Source organism: Nocardioides sp. WS12, assembly GCF_014108865.1.
In the GTDB taxonomy this organism is placed as follows: domain Bacteria; phylum Actinomycetota; class Actinomycetes; order Propionibacteriales; family Nocardioidaceae; genus Nocardioides.
In genome coordinates this window covers 3,314,928-3,336,924 of record NZ_CP053928.1, presented here as the reverse complement: position 1 = coordinate 3,336,924, position 21,997 = coordinate 3,314,928, and the positions used below count along the sequence as shown (strand labels likewise).

The window sequence follows — 21,997 nt, the reverse complement described above, 5'->3', positions numbered from 1 at the left end:
GAACGACCTGTGAAGAAGATCGGATTCCTTTCCTTCGGACACTGGGCGGACAGCCCCGGCTCGCTGACCCGTACCGCCTCCGACACCTTGCTCCAGTCGATCGACCTCGCGGTCGCGGCGGAGGAACTGGGCGCTGACGGCGCGTACTTCCGGGTCCACCACTTCGCCCGGCAACTCGGCAGCCCGTTCCCCCTGCTCGCCGCGATCGGCGCCCGGACCAGCCGGATCGAGATCGGCACCGGCGTGATCGACATGCGGTACGAGAACCCGCTCTACTTCGCGGAAGACGGGGGAGCAGCCGACCTGATCTCCGGCGGCCGACTGCAGCTCGGCATCTCCCGAGGGTCACCGGAGCAGGTGATCGACGGCTGGCGTCTCTTCGGGTACGCCCCGGCCGAGGGGGAGACGGAGGCCGACATGGCCCGTCGCCACACCGAGGTGTTGCTGGAGGTCCTGCGTGGCGAGGGCTTTGCGCAGCCGAACCCGCGCCCGATGTTCGCCAACCCGCCGGGACTGTTGCGGCTCGAGCCGTTCTCGGAGGGGCTTCGTGACCGGATCTGGTGGGGCGCGGCGTCGAACGGTACGGCGCGCTGGGCCGCTGGCCTGGGCATGAACCTGATGAGCTCGACGCTCAAGGAGGACGAGGGCGGCCAGCCGTTCCACGTCCAGCAGGCCGAGCAGATCCGAGTGTTCCGCGACGCCTGGGCCGAAGCCGGCCACGCACACCAGCCACGGGTGTCGGTCAGCCGGTCGATCTTCCCGCTCGTCAACGAGCAGGATCGGATGTACTTCGGCGGTCGCCCGGACAGCGACCAGGTCGGCCAGATCGACAACATGCGCGCGATCTTCGGTCGCTCCTACGCGGCCGAGCCGGACGCCCTCATTGAGCAGTTGCGCGAGGACGAGGCCATCGCCGAGGCGGACACGTTGCTGCTCACGGTGCCGAACCAGTTGGGCGTCGACTACAACGCCCACGTGATCGAATCGATCCTGACCGAGGTCGCGCCGGCGCTCGGCTGGCGCTGACCGGCGGGTCGAGCCTCGTCCTGACCGTCGCCTCCGGGTCAGTCACTCGCCACGTCGCTCAGGTCGAGGCCCCCGTTGGCGAGGCCGTTGGGGAGGACCACGTACCGGCCGGCCGTGTCCGCGACCTCGGAGCAGGCTCCCGAGGGGACCTCACACGTCATCACCGCCGCCGGCGCGCCGTCGAGGACGCCGTACGCCGTGGTGTCGTCGGCCCATCCGTAGAGTTCCAGACGCGCACGCTCCGCGTCCGGCGCCAGCTGGACGCCGCCGGGTCCGAGCAGGACCTGCGGCTTGCCGCGTTGATCGATGCGCCAGGTGCCATCCGGGCTGACGAGGGGCGCGGGGGCCTCGCCCGTGTCGTCGGCGAGCCGTTCGCCCTCACCGGTGACGAAGTCGAAGGACCACGTCCCGACGGCGTCGAGGCGGAGCCCGTCGTCATCGATGCTCGAGATGTTCATCTCAAGCTCGGGGTAGAGAGCCGCGAAGTCGTCCTCGGCCGGGTCCCCGGTCGCGGACGACGAGCGAATGATCTCCTCGCCTGTCCGGAGGTCCCAGACCACCAGGGCGGCCTGTGGGGTGCCGAACGCGTCCTCCTCGCCCGAGGCCATGTCGATCGCCGCGAGGTACCGGCCGTCGGGCGACGCGCGCAGCGTCTCGACCAGGACGTCCACGCCGGTGTCGACCACCTCGCCGTCGGCGGCGGAGAACCGCAGCTCGCGCGTGCCCCGTGACGGGCGGTTGCCGTCGTCGGGATCGTCGTCCTCGATGAAGTAGACGCCGTCGCCCGCGACCACGAACGCCGCGATCGCGATGCCGGCGTCGACTGCGCGGTCGGCCAGGTGGACCGTGTCGCCGACCGCGAAGGGCAGGCCCGACGTGGGGACGGGGTCGTCACTGTGTTGCCACGACGTGTCTTCGGTGGCTTGCGGGTCACTGCACCCGGCGCTCAGTGCCACCAGCGCGACGGCAACGACGAGGGCACGCATGAGGTCATGTTGCCACCCGTCGCGTACCCGAAACGCGGGGCCGTCCCGGGCCTTGAGGGCGGCGCTGATCGTTCAGGTGGTCCCGGACGCGTTGGACCGGGTCTGCGCCAGGTAGCGACGGATCGTGTCGCGGCTGCGGGTCAGGCACGTGATCCGCTGGTCGAGCCCGTCGAGTTCGGTCGCGAGCAACTGGGACACCTCGTCCGGGCAGGTGGGTTCTTCGCGGGCGCAGGCGTCCTCGGCCTCGAGGAGCACCTTGACCAACCGGGTCGGGATGCCGGCCTGGATGAGTCCTGCGGCGCGCTCGACGCGATCGACGTGGGCCTCGGTGTAGCTGCGATAGCCGTTGTCGGCACGGTCTGCGCTGACGAGACCCTGCTGCTCGTAGTACCGGATGAGCCGGGCCGCGACGCCGGTACGTTCGGCGACTTCACCGATCTTCATGTCTGCTGCCTCACATTCTCCGCACCACACCTTGACATTGACATCAGTGTAAACCTTTAGCGTCGCTTTCATGAGTACGACGACCCGCCCCGATGCCCCTGACCAGACCCACGACACAGCTCACCAGTTGCCCTGGCCCGCGCTGCTCGTCCTCGGCGCGGCCACCCTCGTGATGGTCACGGGGGAGATGCTGCCGACAGCCGTGCTGCCCCAGATGAGCGCCGGGCTGGGGGTGAGCGAATCGGCCGCCGGCCTGCTGGTGAGCATCTGGGCCGCGGTGGTCGTGGTGGCGAGCTTCCCGCTGGTGCGGCTGACCCGCGGCGTCCGACGGACGTCGGTCGTCGCCGCCAGCCTGCTGGTCTTCGCGGTCGCCGCCGCAGCGACCGCACTGGCACCGACCTACGCAGTGGTGCTGGTCGCCCGCACCATCGGCGCGGCATCCGTCGGCCTGCTGTGGTCGACCGTGAACGCGCAGGTCGCCGACCTGGTGCCCGACCGGCTCCTCGGCCGCGCGACCGCCGTCGTGCTGGGCGGCGCCACGCTCGGCATGGTGCTGGGTACCCCGATCGGCAGGTTCGTCGCGGACCTCGCCGGCTGGCGCGCGTCCTTCTGGGTGCTCGCCGCGCTGAGCCTCGTCGGCGCGGGACTCGTTCGCGCGGTGGTGCCGGACGCCGACCCGCAGGCGCGGTCCGCCGCAGATGCGGGGAGCGGCGGGCGTCGTACCGTCCGACCGATGGTGGTGGTCACCGTCCTGGTCGGCCTGATCCTGGTCGGCCACTACGGCGCGTACACGTTCATCACGCGGCTGGGGGAGCCTGCCGCCGAGATCGTGCCCGGTGGGATGGGCAGCCTGCTGCTGGCCTTCGGACTGTCCTCGGCCGTCGGGGTCGCCCTGGCCGGGCGGGTGCTCGAACGGACGGCTCCGGCTCTGGTCACTGCGACCGTGGCCACGGCTGTTGCGGTCGTCGGCTTCCAGGTCTCTGGACAGAGCGGACTGGCCGGCGTGGCCGTGATCGTGTTCTGGGGGGTCGCCTCTGGAGCACTGCCGCCGTTGGCGCAGACGATGATCCTGCGGCTCGCCGGCCCGGAGCACCGTTCCCTGGCCGGGGCGTTGATCCCGGTGGTGTTCAACGGCGGAATTGCGATCGGCGCCGCCTTCGCGTCGGGCGTGGTCGCGCGCGGCGGCGCAGAGGGTCTGCCTGTCCCGGCCGCGGTCCTGATCGGGCTGGCCGCGGCCGGGTTGGCGGTGTTCAGTCGACCCAGGTGAGGGACTCGCCCAGCTCCTGGATCTCGGCGTTGGTGGTGCCCTGGCCACCCTGGACGGAGATGAAGATTCCGTCGTGCGCCTCGGTGGTGAAGACCCCGGGGTCGTCGCCCTTGTCGGGCGAACCGAGCCAGGCGGCGCGGTCGGCGGCGTCCCGGATCACGAGGCTGGCCACGCCACCGTCGGCGGACTCGCAGTCCGCCTTGTCGTCGACCAGGTACCACTCGCAGGTCCAGCCGGCGGCGACGCTGACGGGCGCCTTGTCGACCTTGCCGAGCATCCCGAGGTCGTCAGCCTTGGCCATGGACACGGCCACGGTGATGCCGGGCCAGTCCTGGGTCAGCGTGCCGAAACCCTCCGACCACCAGTCCTCGATGTCGCCGGTGAGGCCGTCGACGACAAGGACGAACCCGGTGCCTGCTCCGGTACGCGAGTCGCCGCCAAGTTCGTAGAGGCCGTCGGCGTCGGTGCGCACGGTGCCCTTGAGCCCGTACTCCAGATCGAGGACCTGTCCCACGTGGAGCGTGGGGGCAGCGGGCGAGACCGAGGATGACGCTGCGACATCGGGGTCGGTGGCCGTCGTACCGCCTCCCAACTGGGAGGTGGCGAGGGCGATGGCGGCCACGCCAGCGACGGCACCAGCGGTGATGCCGATACGGCGGCGTCGACGCAGCCGGGTGCCGGCCTTGAGCGACGCGGTGGCGAGCTGTTCGAGGTCGGGCTGTTCGCCCCGCACGCGGTCGCGGAGGGCGATGCCCAGGTAGGGGTCGTGGTCGAGGTCGTTCATGACGAGGTCCTCTCGGGTTGGACGGCGGTCAGCGTGGTCGGTGGGTCGATCAGGGGGCGTAGGCGCTGCAACGCACGCCGCGCTCGTGTCCTGATGACCGTTTCCGTGAGTCCCAGATCGGTCGCTGTCTCGGCGACGCTGCGGTCCTCCCAGTAGCGGAGGACGACGATCGCCCGATCCAGCGGTGGCAGATCGGCGAGGGCAGCGAGCAGGTCGATCCGGGCGCCGGGGTCGACATCGCGGATCGCCGTCTTCGCTACCTGCACTCCGTCGTCGGCGCCGGGGGTGAGGTCGGTCGGACGCTCGGAGTTGCGACGAAGACGGCGGTGGGACAGGAACGTGTTGAGCAAGGTGGTGCGTGTGTACGCGAGCGGGCTGTCGGAGGCAGACACCCGTCGCCAGTGGACGAACACCTTGGCGTACGTCGCCTGGGTGAGATCCTCTGCGAGGTGGTGGTCGCCGGTGAGCAGCATCGCTGCGTGATGCAGTTGCGTGCCGGTCTCGCGGACGAAGGCGGTGAACTCCTCCGCCTGTCTGCCCGGGTTGTTTGCCTTCACACCCACTTGACGCTCCGATGGACCGGGCGCGTGACACCCGATTGGTCACGCGTTGTCATCGAGTGTCCTCAGTCGAGCACGTGGCGCAAGTAGCGCTGCGGGTCGTCGAGGTAGCGGCGCCAGTGCTGGACCAGGTCGAGGTCTTCCCAACGGGCCGGCCGCAGCCCCCAGTCACCCACCTCGAGGATGGTCGCGCCCGGCATCGAGGCGAGCACCGGCGAATGGGTGGCACAGAGCACCTGACCGCCGGCCTGGACGAGGTCGTGCAGGACGGCGATCAAGCTCAGGGTCGACGAGAAGGACAGCGCGGCCTCGGGTTCGTCCAGGCAGTAGAAGCCGGGTGAGTCGAACCGGGTCCGGAGCACCTCGAGGAATGACTCGCCGTGACTGAGCTCGTGGAACCGGGAATCCTGCTCCGGGGCGGTGGGGCTGCGCGGGTTCTTCTCGAGGTACGTGTACCAGCCGTGCATGGTCTCGGCGCGGAGGAAGAAGCCCCATCGGCCAGAGCCGAGGCCGCGTTTCAGGACCAGGGCCGTGTGCAGCGGGGATTCGGTGGGGCGGGTCGAGTGTCGACTCTGCCCGCTCCCACCTTCGGGCGACAAGCCGTAGGCAACGGCGATGCCCTCGACCAGCGTCGACTTCCCGGAGCCGTTCTCGCCGACGAGGAACGTCACGCCCTTGGGCAGGTCGAGGCCCTTGCGCACCACCTGCGCCACCGCTGGAACGGTCATCGGCCACGCGCGCGGATCGAGACCGCCACGCTCGGCGGTGACGCGCACGACGGGCGGCTGGTCGAAGTCCACGAGGTCACGCTATCCGTGGCCTGCACATCGCGTCGTTTCTGGCGGCTGTGGAGAACTCGGCCTGATCTGGGTCGGGTGTCGGTCCTCGGTGATCCAATACTCGTATGGCAATCGGGTGCGAGCAGGGCGAGCTGGTGGAGATGTCGCCTGCTGCTGTTCTGGCGTTCGCCGAGGCTGAGCATGCCAAGCGCCAGAAGGCTGAGCGGAACCTGTTGAAGGCCGCCTACCAGTGGGCTGTCCTGCACAACCCGGACCGGTTGCCACCGACGGACAAGCGTGGTCGGGAACGGGCCAAGCCGGCCGGTGGGGCGGGGACGCCGTTGATCACTGAGTACGCCGCTGCGGCGTTCGGTGCCCGGATCCAGACCTCGCCGTTCGGTGCGAAGAAGTTGATCGCGGACGCGGTCGACATCGTGCTGCGGTTGCCGCGGATCCAGGGGCTGATCGACACGGGTGAGGCCAGCAGCCGCCACGCCCGCCACGTCGCTGAGGCGACCCGTGAGTTGTCGGAGTCTGAGGCGGCGTGGGTCGATGGCGAGGTTGCCGAGTCCTGTGATGGGCGCCTGTCGTGGGCCCGGTTCGAGGCGTTGGTGGAGGGCAAGGTCGCTGCCGCGGCACCTGAGCTGGCGCGGTTGAAGGAAGAAGCCGCTGCGCGTGAGGTGTTCGCGCGGATGTCGCGGGTCAGCAAGCACGGCATGGCCACCTACACGGTCCACGGTGATGCGATGACGATCGCCGGGATCAACGCCGCCGCGAACGCGGTCGCCGACTCCGAGGACCTGAAGGAGTCGATGCCTGGCGCGACGGCCAACGAGCGTCGCGTCGCCGCGGTCGCTCGGCTGATGAACCCGGCTGCCCACCTCGACCCCGCCGTTGGTCCGGTCAAGGTCAGGGTGAAGGTCTACCTGCACCTGTACGGCGATTCGCCCATCGCGCGGATGGAGGGCCACGGGCCGGTCACTACCGACTGGGTGCGGCACCGACTTGGCATCGACGGAAACGTGCGGGTGACGCGGGTGGCGGATCTGAACAACCAGGTCCCGGTCGATGCCTACGAGATCCCGGCCCGGATGCGTGAAGCGGTGCGGTTGATCCATCCCGGCGACGTGTTCCCGTTCGCGGCGAACACCGGTCGGCGGCTGGACCTGGACCACGCGATCCCGTACTCCGAGGGCGGGGAGACCGCCGTGGGGAATCTGGGCCCGCTCACGAGAACCCATCACCGGATCAAGACCCATGCGGGTTGGGAAGTACGACAACCCTTCCCCGGGATCGTCGTGTGGCGAGATCCCTACGGGGCGCACTACCTGGTCGATGCGACCGGCACACGGAGAGTCACCGGCACCCCCGGCGGCCAGTCCCTCACGCCCGCAGAGCTCCACTTCACCCAGACACTCGTCAACTACCTCGCCGCCTGACCCTGGACGAAGGGTGTGCCCCACGTTGGTTCGAAGCGCCCGGATCTGTCGATTTCCGCGCAGTTCCAGCCGAGCGTCGGTCCGCGTGGGCGTCCGTCATCGGGGTGGTTTGCTGCCACTGAGTGACACCAAACCACCCCGCTAACAGGGATCGCATCGCTCGCACCCAGGCGCACTGACATGCCGCGAACCGCTCGGTGCTGCCGATAGGCGGGTCGTCATGCGTCGCCTTTGATCCGTAGCCTGTCCAGGTGCTGCATGAGTTGTGGGAAGACCCCGAGCCCGACGCGGGCGGCTACCTGACGTTCTGTCTCGCGGGTCCGATGGGCGACGACGCGCGACGCGGCCTCTCGCTGAGCGCCCAACTCGTCTGGTCCGTCGAAGCAGAGAGTCACTTCGAGGCGATGACTCTCTACTGGGAGCGCCAAGGTTGGGGCGCCTATACGACGGACTTTCCCGAAGTCGACCGTCAGTCCTACGCCTCGCGTGGGTGGGAGTAACTCGACCTCCTCTGCCGCCGAGCGGGCTACTCGGCAGGCTCCAAATATCGCTGGAGGACCTGTGACTCTCGGTACGGGCCGTCGCCGTCTACGTCGAGTTGTGGCTCGTCAAAGACCACCCACCACGAGCGTTCCGGACCTGAAACAGTCGTGACCTCGGCGAAGCTTGCACCGTCCGGATGGGCGACGATCCGCCCCGTGGGCTCGGAAGGCCACGGGCCAGGACCGTAGTCGGGGTCCTGCCGGACGATCACTCGGGATCCCACGTCGAACTCGGAGGGTCGTCTGTTGCCACGCCCAAACCACGACTTCATCGGGCAATGGTGCCCCAACAACTGCATCAGTGCGGACGGCAGCACACTCATGCCGCTGTTGGGGCGCAGCCCTGCTGCAGTTTGCCCGCTGCTGATCAGCTGGTCCGGATAGCCTTGGGTGGGACGTAATCGCAATGGCCGAACGTGGATGCGGAGCTGGGACGTAGTGCTGTGACCGAACGTGATGAAGCAGGCCGGACCTCGGCAGGTGTCACGTACACGGCGCGGGCGTTCAAGCGTGGGTTCGGCAGCGGGAAGCAGCCACTTCAACTTCAGGCCGCCGGCGACGCTTCGACGCTTGCCGCATTCCAAGACGTACTCGGCGACTGCCGACAACGCTGGCGCGCGTTGGAGGGTGTCGGTTACGCCCGCGGATGGATCTCCGAGGCCATCGCGGCTCCGAACGGCCCCCTCTGCCGACTCCAACCGTTCGGTTTCAAGGGGCCGATCGAGGCCGTCCTCGACGAAATCTCAACCGGCCTCACTGACCGCGGAATAGTCGGAGTCCTGCGCCCGGCCAGGGCAAAGTTGCACCCAGTCTTCAAAGGCGGAACGAACGGGTACTTCTCGACATTGAGCGCCGTCGTCACCCTTCCGGTCGATCTTGACCGGCTTTACGCCGACACCGACTCTTATGCCCGCCCGCGCTACGGCTGGTTGGTGGAGGCCGAGCTCACTCGCCACGTGCTGAAGACCGCAATCGAATGGTGCCTCGACGGCGAGGGCGATACCTATTTGTCCGGAGTGATTGAATCCACCCCGGTGGCTGCTTCCGCCGAGAGCGTCCTCGGCTTCTTGGCAGACGCACCCGAGCAGCCCGAAAGGCTCTCGTACATGTTCGGAGTGAAGCAGGCTTCACCGCACCGAATGCGGTATGTCGGGACAGACCGCTACGGCCTTCTCACCCTCCAAGAGGTCGACCTTCGCGCCGACCAGCGCCCTGCGTTGGCCGACCTGGTCACGATCACCGATGCCCTTGCGCCTCACGGGTGGACCACCAGCATTCGTCAGAGCGCGACGGGATTGACCGGATGGGAAGCTCAGCCAGCTCAGCAGAACCACCGCTCCCCAATTGATGCCGCTGGCACCGACCGGTGGCGGGTCCTTCACCTCCTGCCGGACTACGTCCTCGACGCCTACGTCCATCAGGTCCTCACAACTAATCAACTCGCCAAGACGATCCTGCCGCCTGAACGCTGGACGATCACACCACTCGGCAACGATCGACACGCGGTGTCCGCCGTCGATCCAGAACCGTGGCTCAACCACAGCGACCTCACGCAACCCATCTCTGCCGACAATCGCCCTACCGGAGTCAACCCTGCAACCCTCGAACAGGCGCGCCTCGACTTCGGCGGAGCGATCATCAACCCCGCCACCCTGGCACTTCACCCGCCGCCCATGCCTGACCAGCTGTATGCGACTTACCTGAACCATCAGCAACACAGCTGAACGGGAACGGCTGGTGATACCCAAGGACGCGGAACGACTCGTCGAGCAGCTGAGCGAGCCAGGTCGCAGCCCGAACTGCGGAGAACCATTGGGCACCCGCCCCCACCTCTCGCTCGGATTGGTGGCGGCTGACGAACGCCCATGTCCCAGACAGCGCGCTGCGGCAGTGCGGATGTCTATCGCGGATGGCGCGGAACAGACGCGGCTGCGATGCTGCCGACGTGAATGAAGACGAGGCCTACCGCGAGGTGTCTCGCCAAGGAGCGGCCTACCCGATGATGTCGATCTCGACTGCCGATGACCTAGCCGTCGTGCACCTCTTCCGGGATGCGGATTCATGCTTCCTGCTTGACGGCGACTGGGTTGTAGACGAGGACACGTCACGTGACTTTCGGATCTTCGACACCGATGTTCCTTTCGGTGGAGCATTCGTCTGCACTGCGATCCGTGCCCAGACGGTCGTTGAAGCATTCGCGCGCGGTACCGACCCTGACGAACTGGGAAGTTGGACGCTGCTCTGATCCGTCCGACCGTGCCGCTGTCGGAGCGGGACGCCCGACCATTCCGCTGTCGGGGCAGCAGGGTTCCGGGGGGTTATCCAGGCGAGTCGATCTCCGCGAGGTCGTACTTGGCGCTGAATCCAGTGAGACTCATGTGAGCCAGATCGACCTGCACCTGGGCAAGCTTCATCGCAATGGTCCGCTGTCTCACCGCGGATGCAACTCCTACGGCACGGCCGTCGTCGAGACGAGTGACCAAGACCGTGAAACGGTCATCAAACAGGATGTCAGGAAGAAAGAAGAGGACTGAGACGAGCCAACTCCACCAGGGCGCGCCTCCTACTTTGAAGATTGACGCTGAGTACACGTCCGCCGCGCGCTGATCTTCGATCACGTACCTCGCCCTTCCTGTCTGCCCGGTTCAGAACCTAATGCTCTTTCCCGGATCCCTCTCCGCCGGAGGGTCATGCCGATCTCGGGGCGAAGCGTCGTTCAAGCCGCCGATCGGTCGTGCCGCCAAGCGCTGGGAGTCCTAGGCTGCGTTTGTGGCCGCCACCCTTGTCGAGGAGATGCGTCTCCACGCAGCCGAGCCGTTCCCCAATTCCGTGGAGAAGGGCCTCGACTACGGAGAAGTGGATGCGGTCATGGTCGGTGCCGACATCTACGGCTGGGCAAAGCGGGCGGGTTCGCGCTCCGACCTGGACCGGTCTCGGTCGTTGCAAGCCGCCGAAGAACTCCAACGATCCATCGGGGCGTTTCCGGCAGAAGCTCAGACGTACTACGAGCGCATCCTCCGGATCGCCCGACTGGCTCTCGCCGCTTGACGAAACGCCCTCAACTGCCGCGTCGGGCGTAGAGGACTCCGGGCGGCGGTTGCCATCAACCGCGAGAGGAGTCCATGGCCTCGGCGTCATTCCAAATGATTCGCTCGGCGCCTACCCCTTCGAATCTCTGTCGAGGATCGGCTGTTTGGACGAGGCAAAGTAGTCGGTTGCCGAACAGCATCCCGTACCGCGCTTGCGCGGTGAACGTGTCGAGAATGCTGTGCGCGACGCTGGGTTCCAGAAGTGCAAACTTACGGAAGTGCTTGAGTACTAGGACAAGTCCAGCGTCAGAGCGATCCCATCCGTACTCGCCACTGGCCACATCGCCCATGCAGTCGTTGAAGGCCTCCAGGCTGCGTCCGAAGTAGTTTGGAAACTCAAGACGCCTACCGATCTCGACGAGGAGTTCCACCTTGCTGGTAGTGCTGGATACGTCGATCTCCACCACTCGGTAGCCGTGTTGCCTGAGCCACTGAACGGTGTCTTCGAGGATCGACTCCCGCCAAAAGAGCGTCACGGGACCGTTGAGAGCCAATCTGAAGTCAACCGGATGCTCGACCGCAACGGCACGGTCCCAACTCGTCATGACGTAACGCTAGCCGCGGCCGGCCTTGACCTCTCGAACGTCGCGCTAATGGACGGTTCATCACCCGCGACCTTCCTAGATGCCGCTGTCGCGGCGGGACGCCCGGCTATGTCGCTGTCTGAGCGGATGCCGCCTCGACTATGAGGGAAAGAGTCGGCGGTTCAGCACTGACGCAATCTGCAGTCCTGCGACGATGCCGACGGCCCAGGCAACGATGACTGTCCAGGCGGGAGCGTTTAGCAACTCGGCGAAGGCCGCAAAGGCGGCACCACAAAGAAACGCAATGACGACGCCGACGAAGTGCAGTGCTTTCGGTCCTTCCGGGCGGCGCGCGTTGAACATGAGCCGACTGTAGTGGCGATCCGCGACCGCCCGACCATGGCGCTGAGTGCTGGCCTGCCAAAGGGAATGCGGTTGCTGCAACGCACGTGACAAGGTGCCGCATGAGTGAAAGTGATCCCGCAGTCGACTCCAGCGCGGTGAACTCTGCTCTCATAAGGCTGCAGGACCTGACGCGAGAAGAGTTCGGCCGGTGGTCTGCCGAGGCTGGGCGCGCAGAACTCGCAACCATCCTGCTCTTTCGCTGGGATCCCGATCAAGCCGCCAATGAATACCCCGAGAGCTCGACGGCGTATGAAAGCGAAGCACACTCGATCGTGCTGGGACTGTGGATGAACGACGACCGCGAGACATTCGGCCGCCGCTTGCGAGGCAATAGTCGCCTCCGTGCCGAAGCATGCGTCGCCGATGAGGTCCTCGATGATCTGTGGCGTCTCGTCGACAACTGGTTGCCGCGCTCGATCGGACACTGGTGGCGGAATACGTCCATGCAGCGGCTGCGCTCACTTCCCTTTCACTGCCACCTGATCAAGTACGACGTCGAGCACGCGATCACCCACTTCGACGACGGGACCTGGACCTCTATCAGCGACGTCGGCGACTCTTTCAACGGCGTGGTCCTGACGATGGCCAGCTACCTGATGGCCGAACAAGCCCATCTCGACTCCCTTCGCGCGATGGCAGTCGAGTCTGGAGCTTCCCGGTTTCGGGTCGAGGTCGATCGCAGCGCAACCATGGGACTCGACGAGCTGATGGATCAAGTGCGTTCAGCTCTTCGAGAAGAGCCAGCCTGTGGTTACTGGTGGACCTCTGAGGACTTCGACTTCGCAATCATCGTGGGCTACGACTACCACTTGTACGTAGCGAGCCACGTCGAGTGCAGTCACGGACTGGAAGTCGCAAGGGCTGCGGGTCTGCATCCTCGCGTACAAGATGGACCCAGCCCGTACCTCTTCCCGTAAGTGCGCAGCCATGACATCCAGACACCGGTCCCGAGGTCTATGAAACAAGTAGCCGCAGCCGGAGCGGGACCGCCCGACTGCCCGAGCGCCCGCCGGCACCCTGCAGCGCGAAGCTCGGAACGGCGCCGTCTACGCGCTTGGCCAGATAGTGTGAGTGCGTGACCCCTTCCGACACTCGCGCGCCGCGCTCCCACCGAGGGATCGTTGAGCCGAAGTCGGTCTGGGCCCGGCTGACTGAGCGACGAACCCCATTCGCCTGGATCTCCGATATCGCTGGCGGCATCTCAATCGCGGCTGCCCTCATCGGTCTTCTGAGCCTTTGGGCTGATGCGCCGAGTCCCGTGTATCTCACGGCTGTGCCAACCATGATTGCGGGGATGTTGATCAGTCGCGCAGCGCACTGGGCGGATCGCCGGTACATCTTGCTCAGGCGCTAGTTCGCGCGGCCGCACTCAGATGCCGCGACGAGGTCAGTTACGTTCGCCCAGGCCTGGCGCTGTCAGGGTCGAATACCCACTCTTGCCGTGTTCGCCAGAGAGTCCACAGCATGCCGGGTATCAGGGAACTAATCGCGACGCCCAGGAGCTCAGCGCCGCTCGCGAAAAAGGCAATAGAGAGACCCAAAATCACCACGAGAATGGCGACCACGAGAAGGAACCCGCCCCTCGCGGGGTTCTCACGGCTGAGTTGGTGACCCCACATACCCCGTCACTTTAGTACTTGCGTCCCATCGCGACTCGGCTTCAATGCCGACCGCCCGGGACACGCGGCACCTGTACCGAGAAGGCGACTGGTTCTGCCCCGGTGAACCGCCCGACTCTGCCGCGGACCGGTTGTGTCGGGCTTCGGAGGGGCGTGTTCAGAGAACGCCGACCTGCCACCTGCTGACCCCTTAGGCTCGACAGGTGGAGCATAGGAGCGAGTCCTTCGACGGTTCGCGAGATGACACTCAGCCGTCCGAAGATCCACCCTGGACTGTGCGTAAACACCTGTGCTGGGCAGGAGCTCTGCTCAGCATGGGCTTGCTCGCAGTGCCGGTGGACGGCGTTGAGGGACTTCACTCCGCGCCAATACTGTTCGGGCTCGGCATTCTCGTACACGGGATCATCGTGGCGACGATCCAACGGGACCGGGTGGAGAAGGTCTTCCAGCCATTCTTAGTGCTACTCGGGGTCGGTTGGCTCGTCAGTCAGTACCTCATCGGTATCACCAAGTTGCACATCCTCGGGTACAGCATCGGCGTAGTCCTCGTTGCCGCATTCTGGGTTTGGGATCGGCGCAATCGCGCAGGCGTGACCGCGGCCCAGACTGAAACGCCGTAGTAGGACGTCCGGATCTGGCGCCTGAGCGGTCGTGCGAAAGTGCGGTTATTGCACCATTGTTGGTAGGTGAGGGCGTACGAAGCGACCTGAGCGCAACAACTACTACGACGCCAACCCCGCACGCGAGAGCAAGACTCAGCTGCGGTCTCGGTCAGCTGCGTCGTCTACGGCACTGGTGTCCGGGTCGGGACCGGTGGTCTCGGGTTCACCGGGGCGGCTGCGTCGCCAAGCTCGGAAGTACCAGACCACGTAGGCAAGACATCCCACATCGGCGAACAGCCAGAACAACCAGAAACGGCTGTTCGGCGCGTAGACCGACTCGTCGCCGGCGACGCCTTTCTGGGCCCGAACCTTGTCGCCAGCTCTTTCGATGTTCTCGCTCGAGAAATCCGCGTGCTCGTCGCGTATCCGGCCGTCGTCACTCACGAATACTCCGGTCCAACTGCAGGCGTAGCGGTCGCAGTCTCTCTCCACTGCGGTGAAAGTGCCGGGGGTTCCTTCGTTCCTGCTGGCGGCGAGGGCAAACGGGAGGCCGACGACGCTGGCCGCCAGCAGAACAAGGCACAAAAGCAGCAGGATAAAGGCATCGGCGTCTGGCTCTCGTGGCACAGCGACAGTATTCATCCAGGCGTGCTGGGGTCAGGCGCCGAGTGGTCCAGGCGCGTGCCGCGGAAAACGCTTGTACCGCTGACGGAGTGGAACGTCCGACCATTTCGCTGTCGGATCCGGAACGCTCACAGGTCCAACGCGACTGTGCCTTGCGTAATGTTCAGACGCTTGCGTCGCTGTGAAGCTCAAGATGAGAAGACCGCTTCCACGCGGTTCGATCTTGCCATCGCTGGTATTGCTCGGTGTAGATCAAGCCAAGAAGGACGCCGATCGCGAGCAAGCCAACCGTGTTCATGTCGTTCCAGCGGAGTTCCTGACGAGTCGTGAGCGCCGCTACGACCCCGACGGCGACAACGACCGACATAGGGGTCAGCCGCGATGCGAGATCACGGCGATACAGGAGTTGCCAGATCACCCCTGCCGCGAGCCCGGTAAGAAAGAAGCTCACGCGTTCGGTGCGCGTGACGTCGGCGATCACGGACGCGACGCCACTAGACAACCAAGGAACAAGCCAAGCCCATTGTTTGCGAGGCTCCCGGTTCAGAGCGCGTCCCTCCATGCCGGTGATGGTCTCACGGAGGCGATGGAAGCGGCGTTCATTGCCGAAGAACCGCCGTCAACTGCGACCACATCCGGGGCTCGCTCATGTAGTCGCGATCCGATCAGCACGCTGAGCGCGGTGCCCTAGATGACGACCCCCGGACCAGAGTGCGCATAGACCTCAAGGTCATCGAACGAGGCGCCGCTTAGATCTGCCTCAAGCCAGGGAGGCTCTTCAGACCACGGGCCGGTCCAACCGAAGCACACGGTCTTGAACGATCCGGAAAATACGCAACGACGAACGTCCGCGCCCCGAAACCACATTGCGCTGGGAAACCTTGTGTCGGAGAAGCGACACTCCTCAAAGGTGGCGCGCCCGAAACTGCCGTACGGCCCTATGCGTGTTCGCTGGAAATGGCAGCGCCAGTACGTCGAACTGGGGTTCGGAATCGGACGGTCCTGGAGACCTGAGTTGTAGCCGTCGAAGTTCGCGTCTCGCAGGTCAGAGCCTGTGAAGGAACAAAGTCGAAACGTGGACGATGTGGCTCTCCAGTGCTGCCAACCGACGTTGGCGAAGCGAACGTTCTCCACCTGCGCGTCCTGTAGATCGATGCGGAAGGTTGAGTGAGACAGGTCGAGGTCTCGCCATGTCACTTCACGCGCAGTTGGCACCGTCGCAAGCGGATCACCGGGCGTCAGGCCGGGTAGATCCTTGGATGACACGAGCCATAGTCCGCGAAGGTCGACGCGCCCGTCGATCTCGGCTAGGTCCAGCCCAGCCAGCGCACTGCCTGTCACGAGCCGTACGACCGTCTCGCGCGCCAACTTCTGTCGGTCTCCGCGCCAACGGTCACGAAGTTCACGGATGGGCGGCATGAAATGAGTCTGTCAGCACTCACGGCGGCTATGCGGCCCAAAAGCGCGGATCTGCAGCTGCCAGAGACCGGTAAGGTCGCCGACATGGCGTCCCCGGCGATCGAGATCGAGGTCGAGAGCCGCGTCGTGCGGGTGAGCAATCCGGAGCGCGTGTACTTCCCGGAGATCGGTGCCACCAAGCTGGACCTGGTCGAGTACTACCTCTCCGTTGGCGAGGGCATCGTCAACGCCCTGCGCGAACGGCCCTGCATGCTGCACCGCTTTCCCAAGGGATTGGCGGGGGAGAAGGTGCATCAGAAACGGCTTCCCGCTGGTGCGCCGCCGTGGGTGGAGACGGTCGAACTGTTCTTCCCGCGCTGGAAGCGGACGGCCGACGAGTTGTGCGTGACCGAACTGGCGTCGGTGATCTGGGCGGTGCAGATGTCGACCGTCGAGTTCCATCCGTGGAACAGCCGTCGCGGTGCGGTCGAACAGCCGGACGAATGGCGGATCGATCTCGACCCCGGTCCCGAGTCGTCGTACGACACCATCCGGAAGGTGGCCCACATCGCCCACGAGGTCCTCGACGAACTCGGTGCCGTCGGCTACCCGAAGACCAGTGGCAGCAAGGGTCTGCACATCTATGTGCGGATCCGTCCCGACCACGAGCACAAGGCGGTACGACGGGCGGCGCTCGCCTTCGCGCGCGAGGTCGAACGGCGGGCGCCCGATCTGGTGACCACGACGTGGTGGACGAAGGACCGCGACCCGGCAGCGGTGTTCGTCGACTACAACCAGAACGCCAGAGATCACACGATCGCGGCCGCCTACTCGGTCCGCGGCCTGCCCGATGCGCGGGTATCGACGCCGATCCGGTGGGACGAGATCGATGACGCCGACCCGAAGGACTTCACGATCCTCACCGTGCCGAAGCGCTTCGCCGAGATCGGCGACCTGCACCATGACATCGACGACCACGTCTTCGACATTGCACCGTTGCTGGAGTGGGCAGATCGGGACGAGGCGGACGGCAAGCCCGTCCCGGACGAGGAGACGACGTGACACTCGACGCGACCGCGCTGGACGCGGCCGACCCATTGGCCACGCTCCGCGATCTCTTTGTCGGTGCCGACACGTCGCTGGTCTACCTGGACGGCAACTCCCTCGGCCGGCCGCTACGTGCGACCGCCGACCGGATCGGTGCGTTCGTCGCGGAGGAGTGGGGCGGACGACTGATCCGTGGCTGGGACGAGCGCTGGTTCGACCTGCCCCTCGTGCTCGGCGACCGGCTTGCTGCGGTGGCCCTGGGCGCGGCACCGGGCCAGACCGCTGTCGGGGACTCGACCACCGTGCTGCTCTACAAACTGGTCCGCGCTGCTGTGGCGGCGCATCCGGGCCGGAGCGAGATCGTCGTCGACCGCGACAACTTCCCGACGGATCGGTACATCGTCGAGGGCGTCGCTCACGAATGCGGGCTCACCGTGCGCTGGCTCGACGTCGACCCGGACGGCGGTGTCACACTGGACGGGCTGGCAGCGGTTCTTGGTCCGCAGACCGCGCTGGTCGTGGTCAGCCACGTCGCCTACAAGTCCGGCTGGATGGCGGACATCGAAGCGCTGACCCGGCTCACCCACGACGCGGGCGCGTGGATCCTGGTCGACCTCTGCCACTCCTCGGGCGTCGTACCGGTGGAACTCGATGAGTGGCAGGTCGACCTGGCCGTCGGCTGTACCTACAAGTACCTCAACGGGGGACCTGGCTCGCCGGCCTTCGGCTACGTCGCGCAGCGGCACCTGACGGCCGATGCCTTCGTGCAACCGATCCAGGGCTGGATGGGGGCCGCCGACCCCTTCACGATGGGGCCGACCTACGCGCCGGCCACCGGTATCCGACGCCTGATCAGCGGAACGCCGCCCATCATCGGAATGCTCGGGCTGGAAGACATGGTCGACCTGCTGGAGGTTGTCGGCATCCCGGCCCTCCGCGACAAGTCGGTTGCGCTGACGGAGTACGCCGCCGCCCTGATCGACCGCGACCTGCCCGATGTCCGTTTCGCGTCACCGAGGGATCCCGCACAACGCGGCGGGCACGTGACGATCGCCCACCCGCAGATGCGTGCGGTCACAGCGGAGTTGTGGGCCGAGGACGTGCTGCCCGACTTCCGGGAGCCCGACGGCCTGCGCCTGGGCTTGTCGCCGCTCTCGACGTCCTTCGCGGAGGTCGAGGCCGGGATCAGTGCGATCGCGGCGGCGCTCAGGCGCTGAGTTGCTCCGAGAGCGCTGCGCGTAGTTCGCGCGCCTGCGCATGGAGGACCGCAGCGGCGAAGCCGTTGCCGCATGCGTCCTCGTGGTCGGCCTTCTCGTCCCAGACATCGGCGAGGTGGGCGACGGCAGCCAACGGCTGGGCGTTGGCCTGTTCCTGGGCCCTCTTGCGGGCCTCACTGTTCATCATCATGCGGGCCTCCTTGGGCCGATAACGAGATCGTAGGCTTCCCATCGGTCTCTTCGTGGCCGATCGGAGAAGTTCAGATCCGGTGCCACGTCCGGCCATCGTCGGTCGACTCGAGGAGCCCTTCGGTCGTGGCCAGGTAGAGGCGGTCGCCGACCTGGGCGGCGTCCCAGATCGACGCGTCGGCAGTCAGGCCGGTGTCACTCGGTACGACACCTGTCGGGGTCATCAAGCCGTGTCTTCCCGGTACCGGTTGTTCGATGTCCGTGGGCAGGGTGAAGAGGACGAGATGGTCCGTCAGGGGTGTGAAACCGGACAGGTCGCCGCCTCCGCTGTACCCGACGAACTGTCCGCCTCCGGTTGAAGAGAACTGGTACAAGGTGGCCTCCGGTTCGCTCGCACCTTGGCACCCCACGTAGATCGAATCCCGACTGGCACGCATCCGGTTCTCGCCTGAGCACGGCCGGGGGAGCTCACGCCACGAGTCGCCGCCGTCGGTACTCATGCGAGGGACGGACGTGGTGTTGCCTTCGCCGGTCGGCCGGGGGTCAACCACGACGACTTCGCCGAGCACGCTGTGCGCGAAGACGGCGATGTCCTGGATCCCGTCGGTGTCGGGCACGTCGAACCGGGTGAAGTCGTCGGCTCCCACAGGCGAGCGCCAGAGACTGCCGCTACCGAGGTTGACGATCCAGACGTGGGTGTCGGACGAGTCCACGACGTAGCTGTCGCCGATGTCCTCGGGTGCTTCCGGCGGGAGATCGACACGGCCCCAGGTCTGGCCGGCGTCGTGCGTCGACCACACCTGACCCGCGGCGGCCGCCCAGCCGTTCTCGGCATCCGGCGCGAACGACAGGCGATCCACGAAGGGCACGGGGAACCGGTGCAACTCCGCCCACTCGTCCGCACCGCGCGTGTAGAGGACCGAGCAGCTGCACGCCACCTCGTCGACGGTCACGTAGAGGATGTCGCCTGCGGCCTCCACCGCGAGAGCCGAGCCGAGTGCGTCTGCCGGAGCTGGGTCGGTGACCGTCTCCGTCGGCTTCGGCGCCGGGGACGGACGCGAACTGTCGTCGGACAGCAGCGAGCCACCGAACGCGATGCCGCCGACCAGGAGAGCCGACGCCGCCACGGCACCCAGGGTGGTCCGCGTCGTACGACGCCGCCGGGCGCCGCGTCGTACGTCGGTGAGCATCCGGTCGGTGGCACCGTCGACAACCGCGCCGAAGGTCTGACGCAGCGCGTCCTCAAGACTGGTCATGACAACTCCTCCCGGTCGGCGAAGGTGGGCAACTGGACACGGAGCGCGGCCATCGCGCGGTGGGCCTGGCTCTTGACCGTCCCGACCGAGCACCCGAGCACTTCGGCGGTCTGGGCCTCGGTGAGGTCCTCGTAGTACCGCAGCGCGATCACGGCCCGCTGCCGCGGTGGCAGCCGTCGTACGGCGGCGAGGAGTTCGTGATCGAAGGGCCGGTCCGCAGCGGACGGTCCACCATCGCCCCGGTCGGTCAAGGGGCGTTCCCGGCGTACCTTGCGCCAGACCGACACGCTGCGGTTGACCATCGCGCGTCGTACGAACGCCTCAGGGTCATCGACCCGCTTCCAACGGAGCAGCGTGCGTTCGAGGGCGTCCTGCACGAGGTCTGCTCCGCGCTGGTCGTCGCCGGTCAGTGCCCGGCCGAGCTTGAGCAGGTGGGGGAGTCGGGCCGCGACGAAGGCCGCGAACGCGGCGTCGTCCCGTTCGTCCGCGGAGCGGTCGGCCGCGCCCCTCCGGGGCCGCGCTGTCATCGCGCCTCCACCAGGCTCATGTTGCCGCTCCATGTCCCTAGGACGCGCGAGCCACGCAAAGGGTTGTACGCGAGTTTCCCGGCCGGTGCGCAGGCTCCCTAGACTGGCCGATCGTGGGCCACATCCAGATCACGCCGTCGATCCTCAACTCCGACTTCGCGAAGCTCGGGGAGGAAGTCGCACGGATCCCCGGCGCCGACTGGGTGCATGTCGACGTGATGGACAACCACTTCGTGCCGAACCTGACCTTCGGTCCGACGATGGTCGAGGCGCTGGCCCGGGCCAGCTCGGTGCCCCTGGACGCGCACCTGATGATCGACGACGCGGATCGCAACGCCCTCGCCTATGTGGAGGCCGGTTGTGGCTCGGTCACCTTCCACGTCGAGGCTGCCAAGGCTCCGGTGCGACTGGCGCGGGAGATCCGCAAGGCGGGTGCCCGAGCGAGCATGGCCCTCAAGCCTGCCACGCCGATCGAGCCCTACGAGGACATGCTCGCCGAGCTCGACATGCTGCTGATCATGACCGTGGAGCCCGGCTTCGGCGGCCAGAAGTTCCTCGACATGTGCCTGCCCAAGATTCGCCGGGCCCGCGCCCTGATGGACAAGCACGGCGTCGAGACCTGGCTGCAGGTCGACGGTGGCGTCTCCCTGGAGACCATCGAGCGCTGCGCCGAAGCAGGGGCCGACGTGTTCGTCGCCGGCTCGGCGGTCTATTCCGCCGAGGACCCGGACAAGATGATCGCGTCCTTGCGCGAGGCGGCTGCCGCCGTACAGGCGAAGTAGCTCCGCACCCCACGCGTACTGTCGGTGGGGAAGCCGTTCAGGCTTCCACTCAAAGGAGCAGTCATGGCCGACAAGTCACCCCGTCAGAACCTGTCCAAGAAAGCGGGCAAGTCTCTGAAGGAGAAGCGCGCGGACAAGCACGCCAAGGCCGATGCGAAGAGCACGTCGTCGATCGTTCCCCCGGGCAAGGGTCGCTGACGATCCTTGAGCGCACCCGTGGCTCCGCCTGGTGGCGGGGTCATGGGGACGTCCCTCAGTGCACGGGGTTGCTGGCCGCCTGGAACAGCACAGCGGGTCGGTTCCTGGTGAGCCAATCCTCGATCAAGCGAATCTGATCCGGGCCGTGAGTGGCCACGATCATGGCGAGGACCGCAGCCACGGGGCTGATGCCCAGGACGAGAGCCTTGGTGGCGTCGTACGACGTGATCCTGTCGACCTTGATGGCTGCCTCGTCCCGGGCGACGAAGAACATGACCGGCCTCTCGGTCTCGGCCCCGAAGAGCGGCGGCCCGAGGGTGCGCGTTCGTACGACGATGGCGCTGAGGTCCGTCCAGGCAAGACGGCCCCAACCGGCCTTGTCCGCGAAGAGTCCGTGGCGCACTGAGATGCCCTCGTCGCTGAGCCGAAGAATCACTTCCCGGTTCAGCAGTCCGGGATTGCGGAGCAGCCCACGCAGCCCGAACGTCATCAACTGGACTCCGATGACGCCGAACATCACCGCGTTGAACTGCTGGAATCTCGTCATGTCTCCCGTGCTGGCGGCAACCAGCGCGCTGACCAGAAGAAGTCCGCCGCCGAGCGCCAAGGCGCACTCGATGGCGAAGAACCGCCAAGCTGCGGGCGGGACGAATCGGCGAATCTCCAACGGCGTACTCATCCCGAGATCTCCTG

28 protein-coding genes are annotated in these 21,997 nt (G+C 66.5%); 14 read left to right on the top strand and 14 right to left on the bottom strand.

What is annotated here, in order from left to right:
* The first annotated feature begins 9 nt into the window (after positions 1–9).
* A complete protein-coding gene (locus HRC28_RS16325) occupies positions 10–1,026 on the top strand; it encodes an LLM class flavin-dependent oxidoreductase (protein WP_182376518.1) in 1,017 nt (338 codons plus the stop codon).
* A 38-nt stretch (positions 1,027–1,064) separates the two neighbouring features.
* Here HRC28_RS16325 and HRC28_RS16320 read toward each other — a convergent pair whose 3' ends face one another.
* Together HRC28_RS16320 and HRC28_RS16315 are read right to left on the bottom strand one after the other, a co-directional pair.
* Complete coding sequence (locus HRC28_RS16320; RefSeq protein ID WP_182376517.1) at positions 1,065–2,012, bottom strand: hypothetical protein; 948 nt, start codon at positions 2,010–2,012, stop codon at positions 1,065–1,067.
* 72 nt (positions 2,013–2,084) lie between these two features.
* Positions 2,085–2,456, bottom strand: a complete 372-nt coding sequence (locus HRC28_RS16315; RefSeq protein ID WP_182376516.1) for a MerR family transcriptional regulator — start codon at positions 2,454–2,456, stop codon at positions 2,085–2,087.
* A 70-nt stretch (positions 2,457–2,526) separates the two neighbouring features.
* On the opposite strand from HRC28_RS16315, the gene HRC28_RS16310 reads away from it, so the two are divergent.
* Complete coding sequence (locus HRC28_RS16310; RefSeq protein WP_182376515.1) at positions 2,527–3,723, top strand: MFS transporter; 1,197 nt, start codon at positions 2,527–2,529, stop codon at positions 3,721–3,723.
* Here the strand turns inward: HRC28_RS16310 and HRC28_RS16305 are convergent.
* The 3 genes from HRC28_RS16305 to HRC28_RS16295 all read right to left on the bottom strand — a co-directional run bounded on the left by HRC28_RS16305 (position 3,707) and on the right by HRC28_RS16295 (position 5,867).
* Positions 3,707–4,507, bottom strand: coding sequence for a hypothetical protein (locus HRC28_RS16305; RefSeq protein WP_182376514.1), 801 nt, complete (start codon positions 4,505–4,507; stop codon positions 3,707–3,709). The two genes, HRC28_RS16310 and HRC28_RS16305, sit on opposite strands and share 17 nt — an antisense overlap.
* Complete coding sequence (locus tag HRC28_RS16300; RefSeq protein ID WP_237111527.1) at positions 4,504–5,070, bottom strand: SigE family RNA polymerase sigma factor; 567 nt, start codon at positions 5,068–5,070, stop codon at positions 4,504–4,506. Before HRC28_RS16300 ends, HRC28_RS16305 begins: the two co-directional genes overlap by 4 nt.
* Before the next feature lie 62 nt (positions 5,071–5,132).
* Entirely contained in the window at positions 5,133–5,867 is a 735-nt protein-coding gene (locus tag HRC28_RS16295; RefSeq protein WP_237111526.1) for an AAA family ATPase, read from the bottom strand.
* Between the two features lie 104 nt (positions 5,868–5,971).
* On the opposite strand from HRC28_RS16295, the gene HRC28_RS16290 reads away from it, so the two are divergent.
* The 6 genes from HRC28_RS16290 (at position 5,972) to HRC28_RS16265 (ending at position 10,875) form a co-directional block, all read left to right on the top strand.
* Complete coding sequence (locus tag HRC28_RS16290; protein ID WP_182376513.1) at positions 5,972–7,285, top strand: HNH endonuclease signature motif containing protein; 1,314 nt, start codon at positions 5,972–5,974, stop codon at positions 7,283–7,285.
* A 251-nt stretch (positions 7,286–7,536) separates the two neighbouring features.
* Positions 7,537–7,785, top strand: a complete 249-nt coding sequence (locus HRC28_RS16285; RefSeq protein ID WP_182380995.1) for a hypothetical protein — start codon at positions 7,537–7,539, stop codon at positions 7,783–7,785.
* 485 nt (positions 7,786–8,270) lie between these two features.
* Positions 8,271–9,551: a hypothetical protein gene (locus HRC28_RS16280; RefSeq protein ID WP_182376512.1), complete on the top strand. Its 1,281-nt coding sequence runs from the start codon at positions 8,271–8,273 to the stop codon at positions 9,549–9,551.
* A 221-nt stretch (positions 9,552–9,772) separates the two neighbouring features.
* Entirely contained in the window at positions 9,773–10,072 is a 300-nt protein-coding gene (locus HRC28_RS16275) for a hypothetical protein (RefSeq protein WP_182376511.1), read from the top strand.
* Between the two features lie 133 nt (positions 10,073–10,205).
* Complete coding sequence (locus HRC28_RS16270; RefSeq protein ID WP_182376510.1) at positions 10,206–10,361, top strand: hypothetical protein; 156 nt, start codon at positions 10,206–10,208, stop codon at positions 10,359–10,361.
* Between the two features lie 235 nt (positions 10,362–10,596).
* A complete protein-coding gene (locus HRC28_RS16265) occupies positions 10,597–10,875 on the top strand; it encodes a hypothetical protein (RefSeq protein WP_182376509.1) in 279 nt (92 codons plus the stop codon).
* A 55-nt stretch (positions 10,876–10,930) separates the two neighbouring features.
* On the opposite strand, the gene HRC28_RS16260 is transcribed toward HRC28_RS16265, so the two are convergent.
* Together HRC28_RS16260 and HRC28_RS16255 are read right to left on the bottom strand one after the other, a co-directional pair.
* Positions 10,931–11,461, bottom strand: coding sequence for a barstar family protein (locus HRC28_RS16260; RefSeq protein WP_182376508.1), 531 nt, complete (start codon positions 11,459–11,461; stop codon positions 10,931–10,933).
* Positions 11,462–11,599: 138 nt separating this feature from the next.
* Positions 11,600–11,803, bottom strand: coding sequence for a hypothetical protein (locus HRC28_RS16255; protein ID WP_182376507.1), 204 nt, complete (start codon positions 11,801–11,803; stop codon positions 11,600–11,602).
* 101 nt (positions 11,804–11,904) lie between these two features.
* On the opposite strand from HRC28_RS16255, the gene HRC28_RS16250 reads away from it, so the two are divergent.
* On the top strand, positions 11,905–12,762 hold the full coding sequence (locus HRC28_RS16250; protein ID WP_182376506.1) for a hypothetical protein: 858 nt from the start codon (positions 11,905–11,907) through the stop codon (positions 12,760–12,762).
* A 1,016-nt stretch (positions 12,763–13,778) separates the two neighbouring features.
* Positions 13,779–14,084 (top strand): hypothetical protein, encoded by a 306-nt coding sequence (locus HRC28_RS16245; protein WP_182376505.1) that lies wholly within the window; start codon positions 13,779–13,781, stop codon positions 14,082–14,084.
* Positions 14,085–14,219: 135 nt separating this feature from the next.
* Here the strand turns inward: HRC28_RS16245 and HRC28_RS16240 are convergent, their stop codons facing one another.
* The 3 genes from HRC28_RS16240 to HRC28_RS16230 form a co-directional block, all read right to left on the bottom strand.
* Positions 14,220–14,708: a hypothetical protein gene (locus tag HRC28_RS16240; RefSeq protein WP_182376504.1), complete on the bottom strand. Its 489-nt coding sequence runs from the start codon at positions 14,706–14,708 to the stop codon at positions 14,220–14,222.
* 145 nt (positions 14,709–14,853) lie between these two features.
* Positions 14,854–15,171 (bottom strand): hypothetical protein, encoded by a 318-nt coding sequence (locus HRC28_RS16235; RefSeq protein ID WP_182376503.1) that lies wholly within the window; start codon positions 15,169–15,171, stop codon positions 14,854–14,856.
* A gap of 206 nt (positions 15,172–15,377) precedes the next feature.
* Positions 15,378–16,109 carry a hypothetical protein gene (locus HRC28_RS16230; RefSeq protein ID WP_182376502.1) on the bottom strand — a complete coding sequence of 244 codons (732 nt, stop codon included), beginning with the start codon at positions 16,107–16,109 and terminating at the stop codon, positions 15,378–15,380.
* Between the two features lie 84 nt (positions 16,110–16,193).
* On the opposite strand from HRC28_RS16230, the gene ligD reads away from it, so the two are divergent.
* Both ligD and HRC28_RS16220 read left to right on the top strand, forming a co-directional pair.
* Positions 16,194–17,150 (top strand): non-homologous end-joining DNA ligase, encoded by a 957-nt coding sequence (gene ligD, locus HRC28_RS16225; RefSeq protein ID WP_182376501.1) that lies wholly within the window; start codon positions 16,194–16,196, stop codon positions 17,148–17,150.
* Positions 17,147–18,352 (top strand): aminotransferase class V-fold PLP-dependent enzyme, encoded by a 1,206-nt coding sequence (locus HRC28_RS16220; RefSeq protein ID WP_182376500.1) that lies wholly within the window; start codon positions 17,147–17,149, stop codon positions 18,350–18,352. Before ligD ends, HRC28_RS16220 begins: the two co-directional genes overlap by 4 nt.
* Here the strand turns inward: HRC28_RS16220 and HRC28_RS16215 are convergent.
* The 3 genes from HRC28_RS16215 to HRC28_RS16205 all read right to left on the bottom strand — a co-directional run bounded on the left by HRC28_RS16215 (position 18,342) and on the right by HRC28_RS16205 (position 20,324).
* Positions 18,342–18,542 carry a hypothetical protein gene (locus HRC28_RS16215; protein ID WP_182376499.1) on the bottom strand — a complete coding sequence of 67 codons (201 nt, stop codon included), beginning with the start codon at positions 18,540–18,542 and terminating at the stop codon, positions 18,342–18,344. The two genes, HRC28_RS16220 and HRC28_RS16215, sit on opposite strands and share 11 nt — an antisense overlap.
* 70 nt (positions 18,543–18,612) lie before the next feature.
* The gene (locus tag HRC28_RS16210) at positions 18,613–19,797 is read right to left on the bottom strand and encodes a hypothetical protein (RefSeq protein WP_182376498.1); all 1,185 of its coding nucleotides are present in this window, start codon (positions 19,795–19,797) and stop codon (positions 18,613–18,615) included.
* Positions 19,794–20,324: a SigE family RNA polymerase sigma factor gene (locus HRC28_RS16205; protein WP_182376497.1), complete on the bottom strand. Its 531-nt coding sequence runs from the start codon at positions 20,322–20,324 to the stop codon at positions 19,794–19,796. The genes HRC28_RS16210 and HRC28_RS16205 overlap by 4 nt, the downstream gene beginning before the upstream one ends.
* Positions 20,325–20,437: 113 nt before the next feature.
* On the opposite strand from HRC28_RS16205, the gene rpe reads away from it, so the two are divergent.
* Together rpe and HRC28_RS25650 are read left to right on the top strand one after the other, a co-directional pair.
* Positions 20,438–21,106: a ribulose-phosphate 3-epimerase gene (gene rpe, locus HRC28_RS16200; RefSeq protein WP_182376496.1), complete on the top strand. Its 669-nt coding sequence runs from the start codon at positions 20,438–20,440 to the stop codon at positions 21,104–21,106.
* Positions 21,107–21,169: 63 nt separating this feature from the next.
* A complete protein-coding gene (locus HRC28_RS25650) occupies positions 21,170–21,304 on the top strand; it encodes a hypothetical protein (RefSeq protein ID WP_272902632.1) in 135 nt (44 codons plus the stop codon).
* A gap of 55 nt (positions 21,305–21,359) precedes the next feature.
* On the opposite strand, the gene HRC28_RS16195 is transcribed toward HRC28_RS25650, so the two are convergent.
* Positions 21,360–21,983, bottom strand: a complete 624-nt coding sequence (locus tag HRC28_RS16195) for a hypothetical protein (RefSeq protein WP_182376495.1) — start codon at positions 21,981–21,983, stop codon at positions 21,360–21,362.
* Positions 21,984–21,997: the final 14 nt, after the last annotated feature.

What these genes read in the sequence shown, in the direction of transcription:
- HRC28_RS16320 (WP_182376517.1), bottom strand. Translation starts at nt 2,012, where the DNA reads ATGCGTGCCCTCGTCGTTGCCGTCGCGCTGGTGGCACTGAGCGCCGGG.
- HRC28_RS16315 (WP_182376516.1), bottom strand. Translation starts at nt 2,456, where the DNA reads ATGAAGATCGGTGAAGTCGCCGAACGTACCGGCGTCGCGGCCCGGCTC.
- HRC28_RS16310 (WP_182376515.1), top strand. Translation starts at nt 2,527, where the DNA reads ATGAGTACGACGACCCGCCCCGATGCCCCTGACCAGACCCACGACACA.
- HRC28_RS16305 (WP_182376514.1), bottom strand. Translation starts at nt 4,507, where the DNA reads ATGAACGACCTCGACCACGACCCCTACCTGGGCATCGCCCTCCGCGAC.
- HRC28_RS16290 (WP_182376513.1), top strand. Translation starts at nt 5,972, where the DNA reads ATGGCAATCGGGTGCGAGCAGGGCGAGCTGGTGGAGATGTCGCCTGCT.
- HRC28_RS16260 (WP_182376508.1), bottom strand. Translation starts at nt 11,461, where the DNA reads ATGACGAGTTGGGACCGTGCCGTTGCGGTCGAGCATCCGGTTGACTTC.
- HRC28_RS16255 (WP_182376507.1), bottom strand. Translation starts at nt 11,803, where the DNA reads ATGTTCAACGCGCGCCGCCCGGAAGGACCGAAAGCACTGCACTTCGTC.
- HRC28_RS16250 (WP_182376506.1), top strand. Translation starts at nt 11,905, where the DNA reads ATGAGTGAAAGTGATCCCGCAGTCGACTCCAGCGCGGTGAACTCTGCT.
- HRC28_RS16245 (WP_182376505.1), top strand. Translation starts at nt 13,779, where the DNA reads ATGGGCTTGCTCGCAGTGCCGGTGGACGGCGTTGAGGGACTTCACTCC.
- HRC28_RS16240 (WP_182376504.1), bottom strand. Translation starts at nt 14,708, where the DNA reads ATGAATACTGTCGCTGTGCCACGAGAGCCAGACGCCGATGCCTTTATC.
- HRC28_RS16230 (WP_182376502.1), bottom strand. Translation starts at nt 16,109, where the DNA reads ATGCCGCCCATCCGTGAACTTCGTGACCGTTGGCGCGGAGACCGACAG.
- ligD (WP_182376501.1), top strand. Translation starts at nt 16,194, where the DNA reads ATGGCGTCCCCGGCGATCGAGATCGAGGTCGAGAGCCGCGTCGTGCGG.
- HRC28_RS16215 (WP_182376499.1), bottom strand. Translation starts at nt 18,542, where the DNA reads ATGATGATGAACAGTGAGGCCCGCAAGAGGGCCCAGGAACAGGCCAAC.
- HRC28_RS16210 (WP_182376498.1), bottom strand. Translation starts at nt 19,797, where the DNA reads ATGACCAGTCTTGAGGACGCGCTGCGTCAGACCTTCGGCGCGGTTGTC.
- HRC28_RS16205 (WP_182376497.1), bottom strand. Translation starts at nt 20,324, where the DNA reads ATGACAGCGCGGCCCCGGAGGGGCGCGGCCGACCGCTCCGCGGACGAA.
- HRC28_RS25650 (WP_272902632.1), top strand. Translation starts at nt 21,170, where the DNA reads ATGGCCGACAAGTCACCCCGTCAGAACCTGTCCAAGAAAGCGGGCAAG.
- HRC28_RS16195 (WP_182376495.1), bottom strand. Translation starts at nt 21,983, where the DNA reads ATGAGTACGCCGTTGGAGATTCGCCGATTCGTCCCGCCCGCAGCTTGG.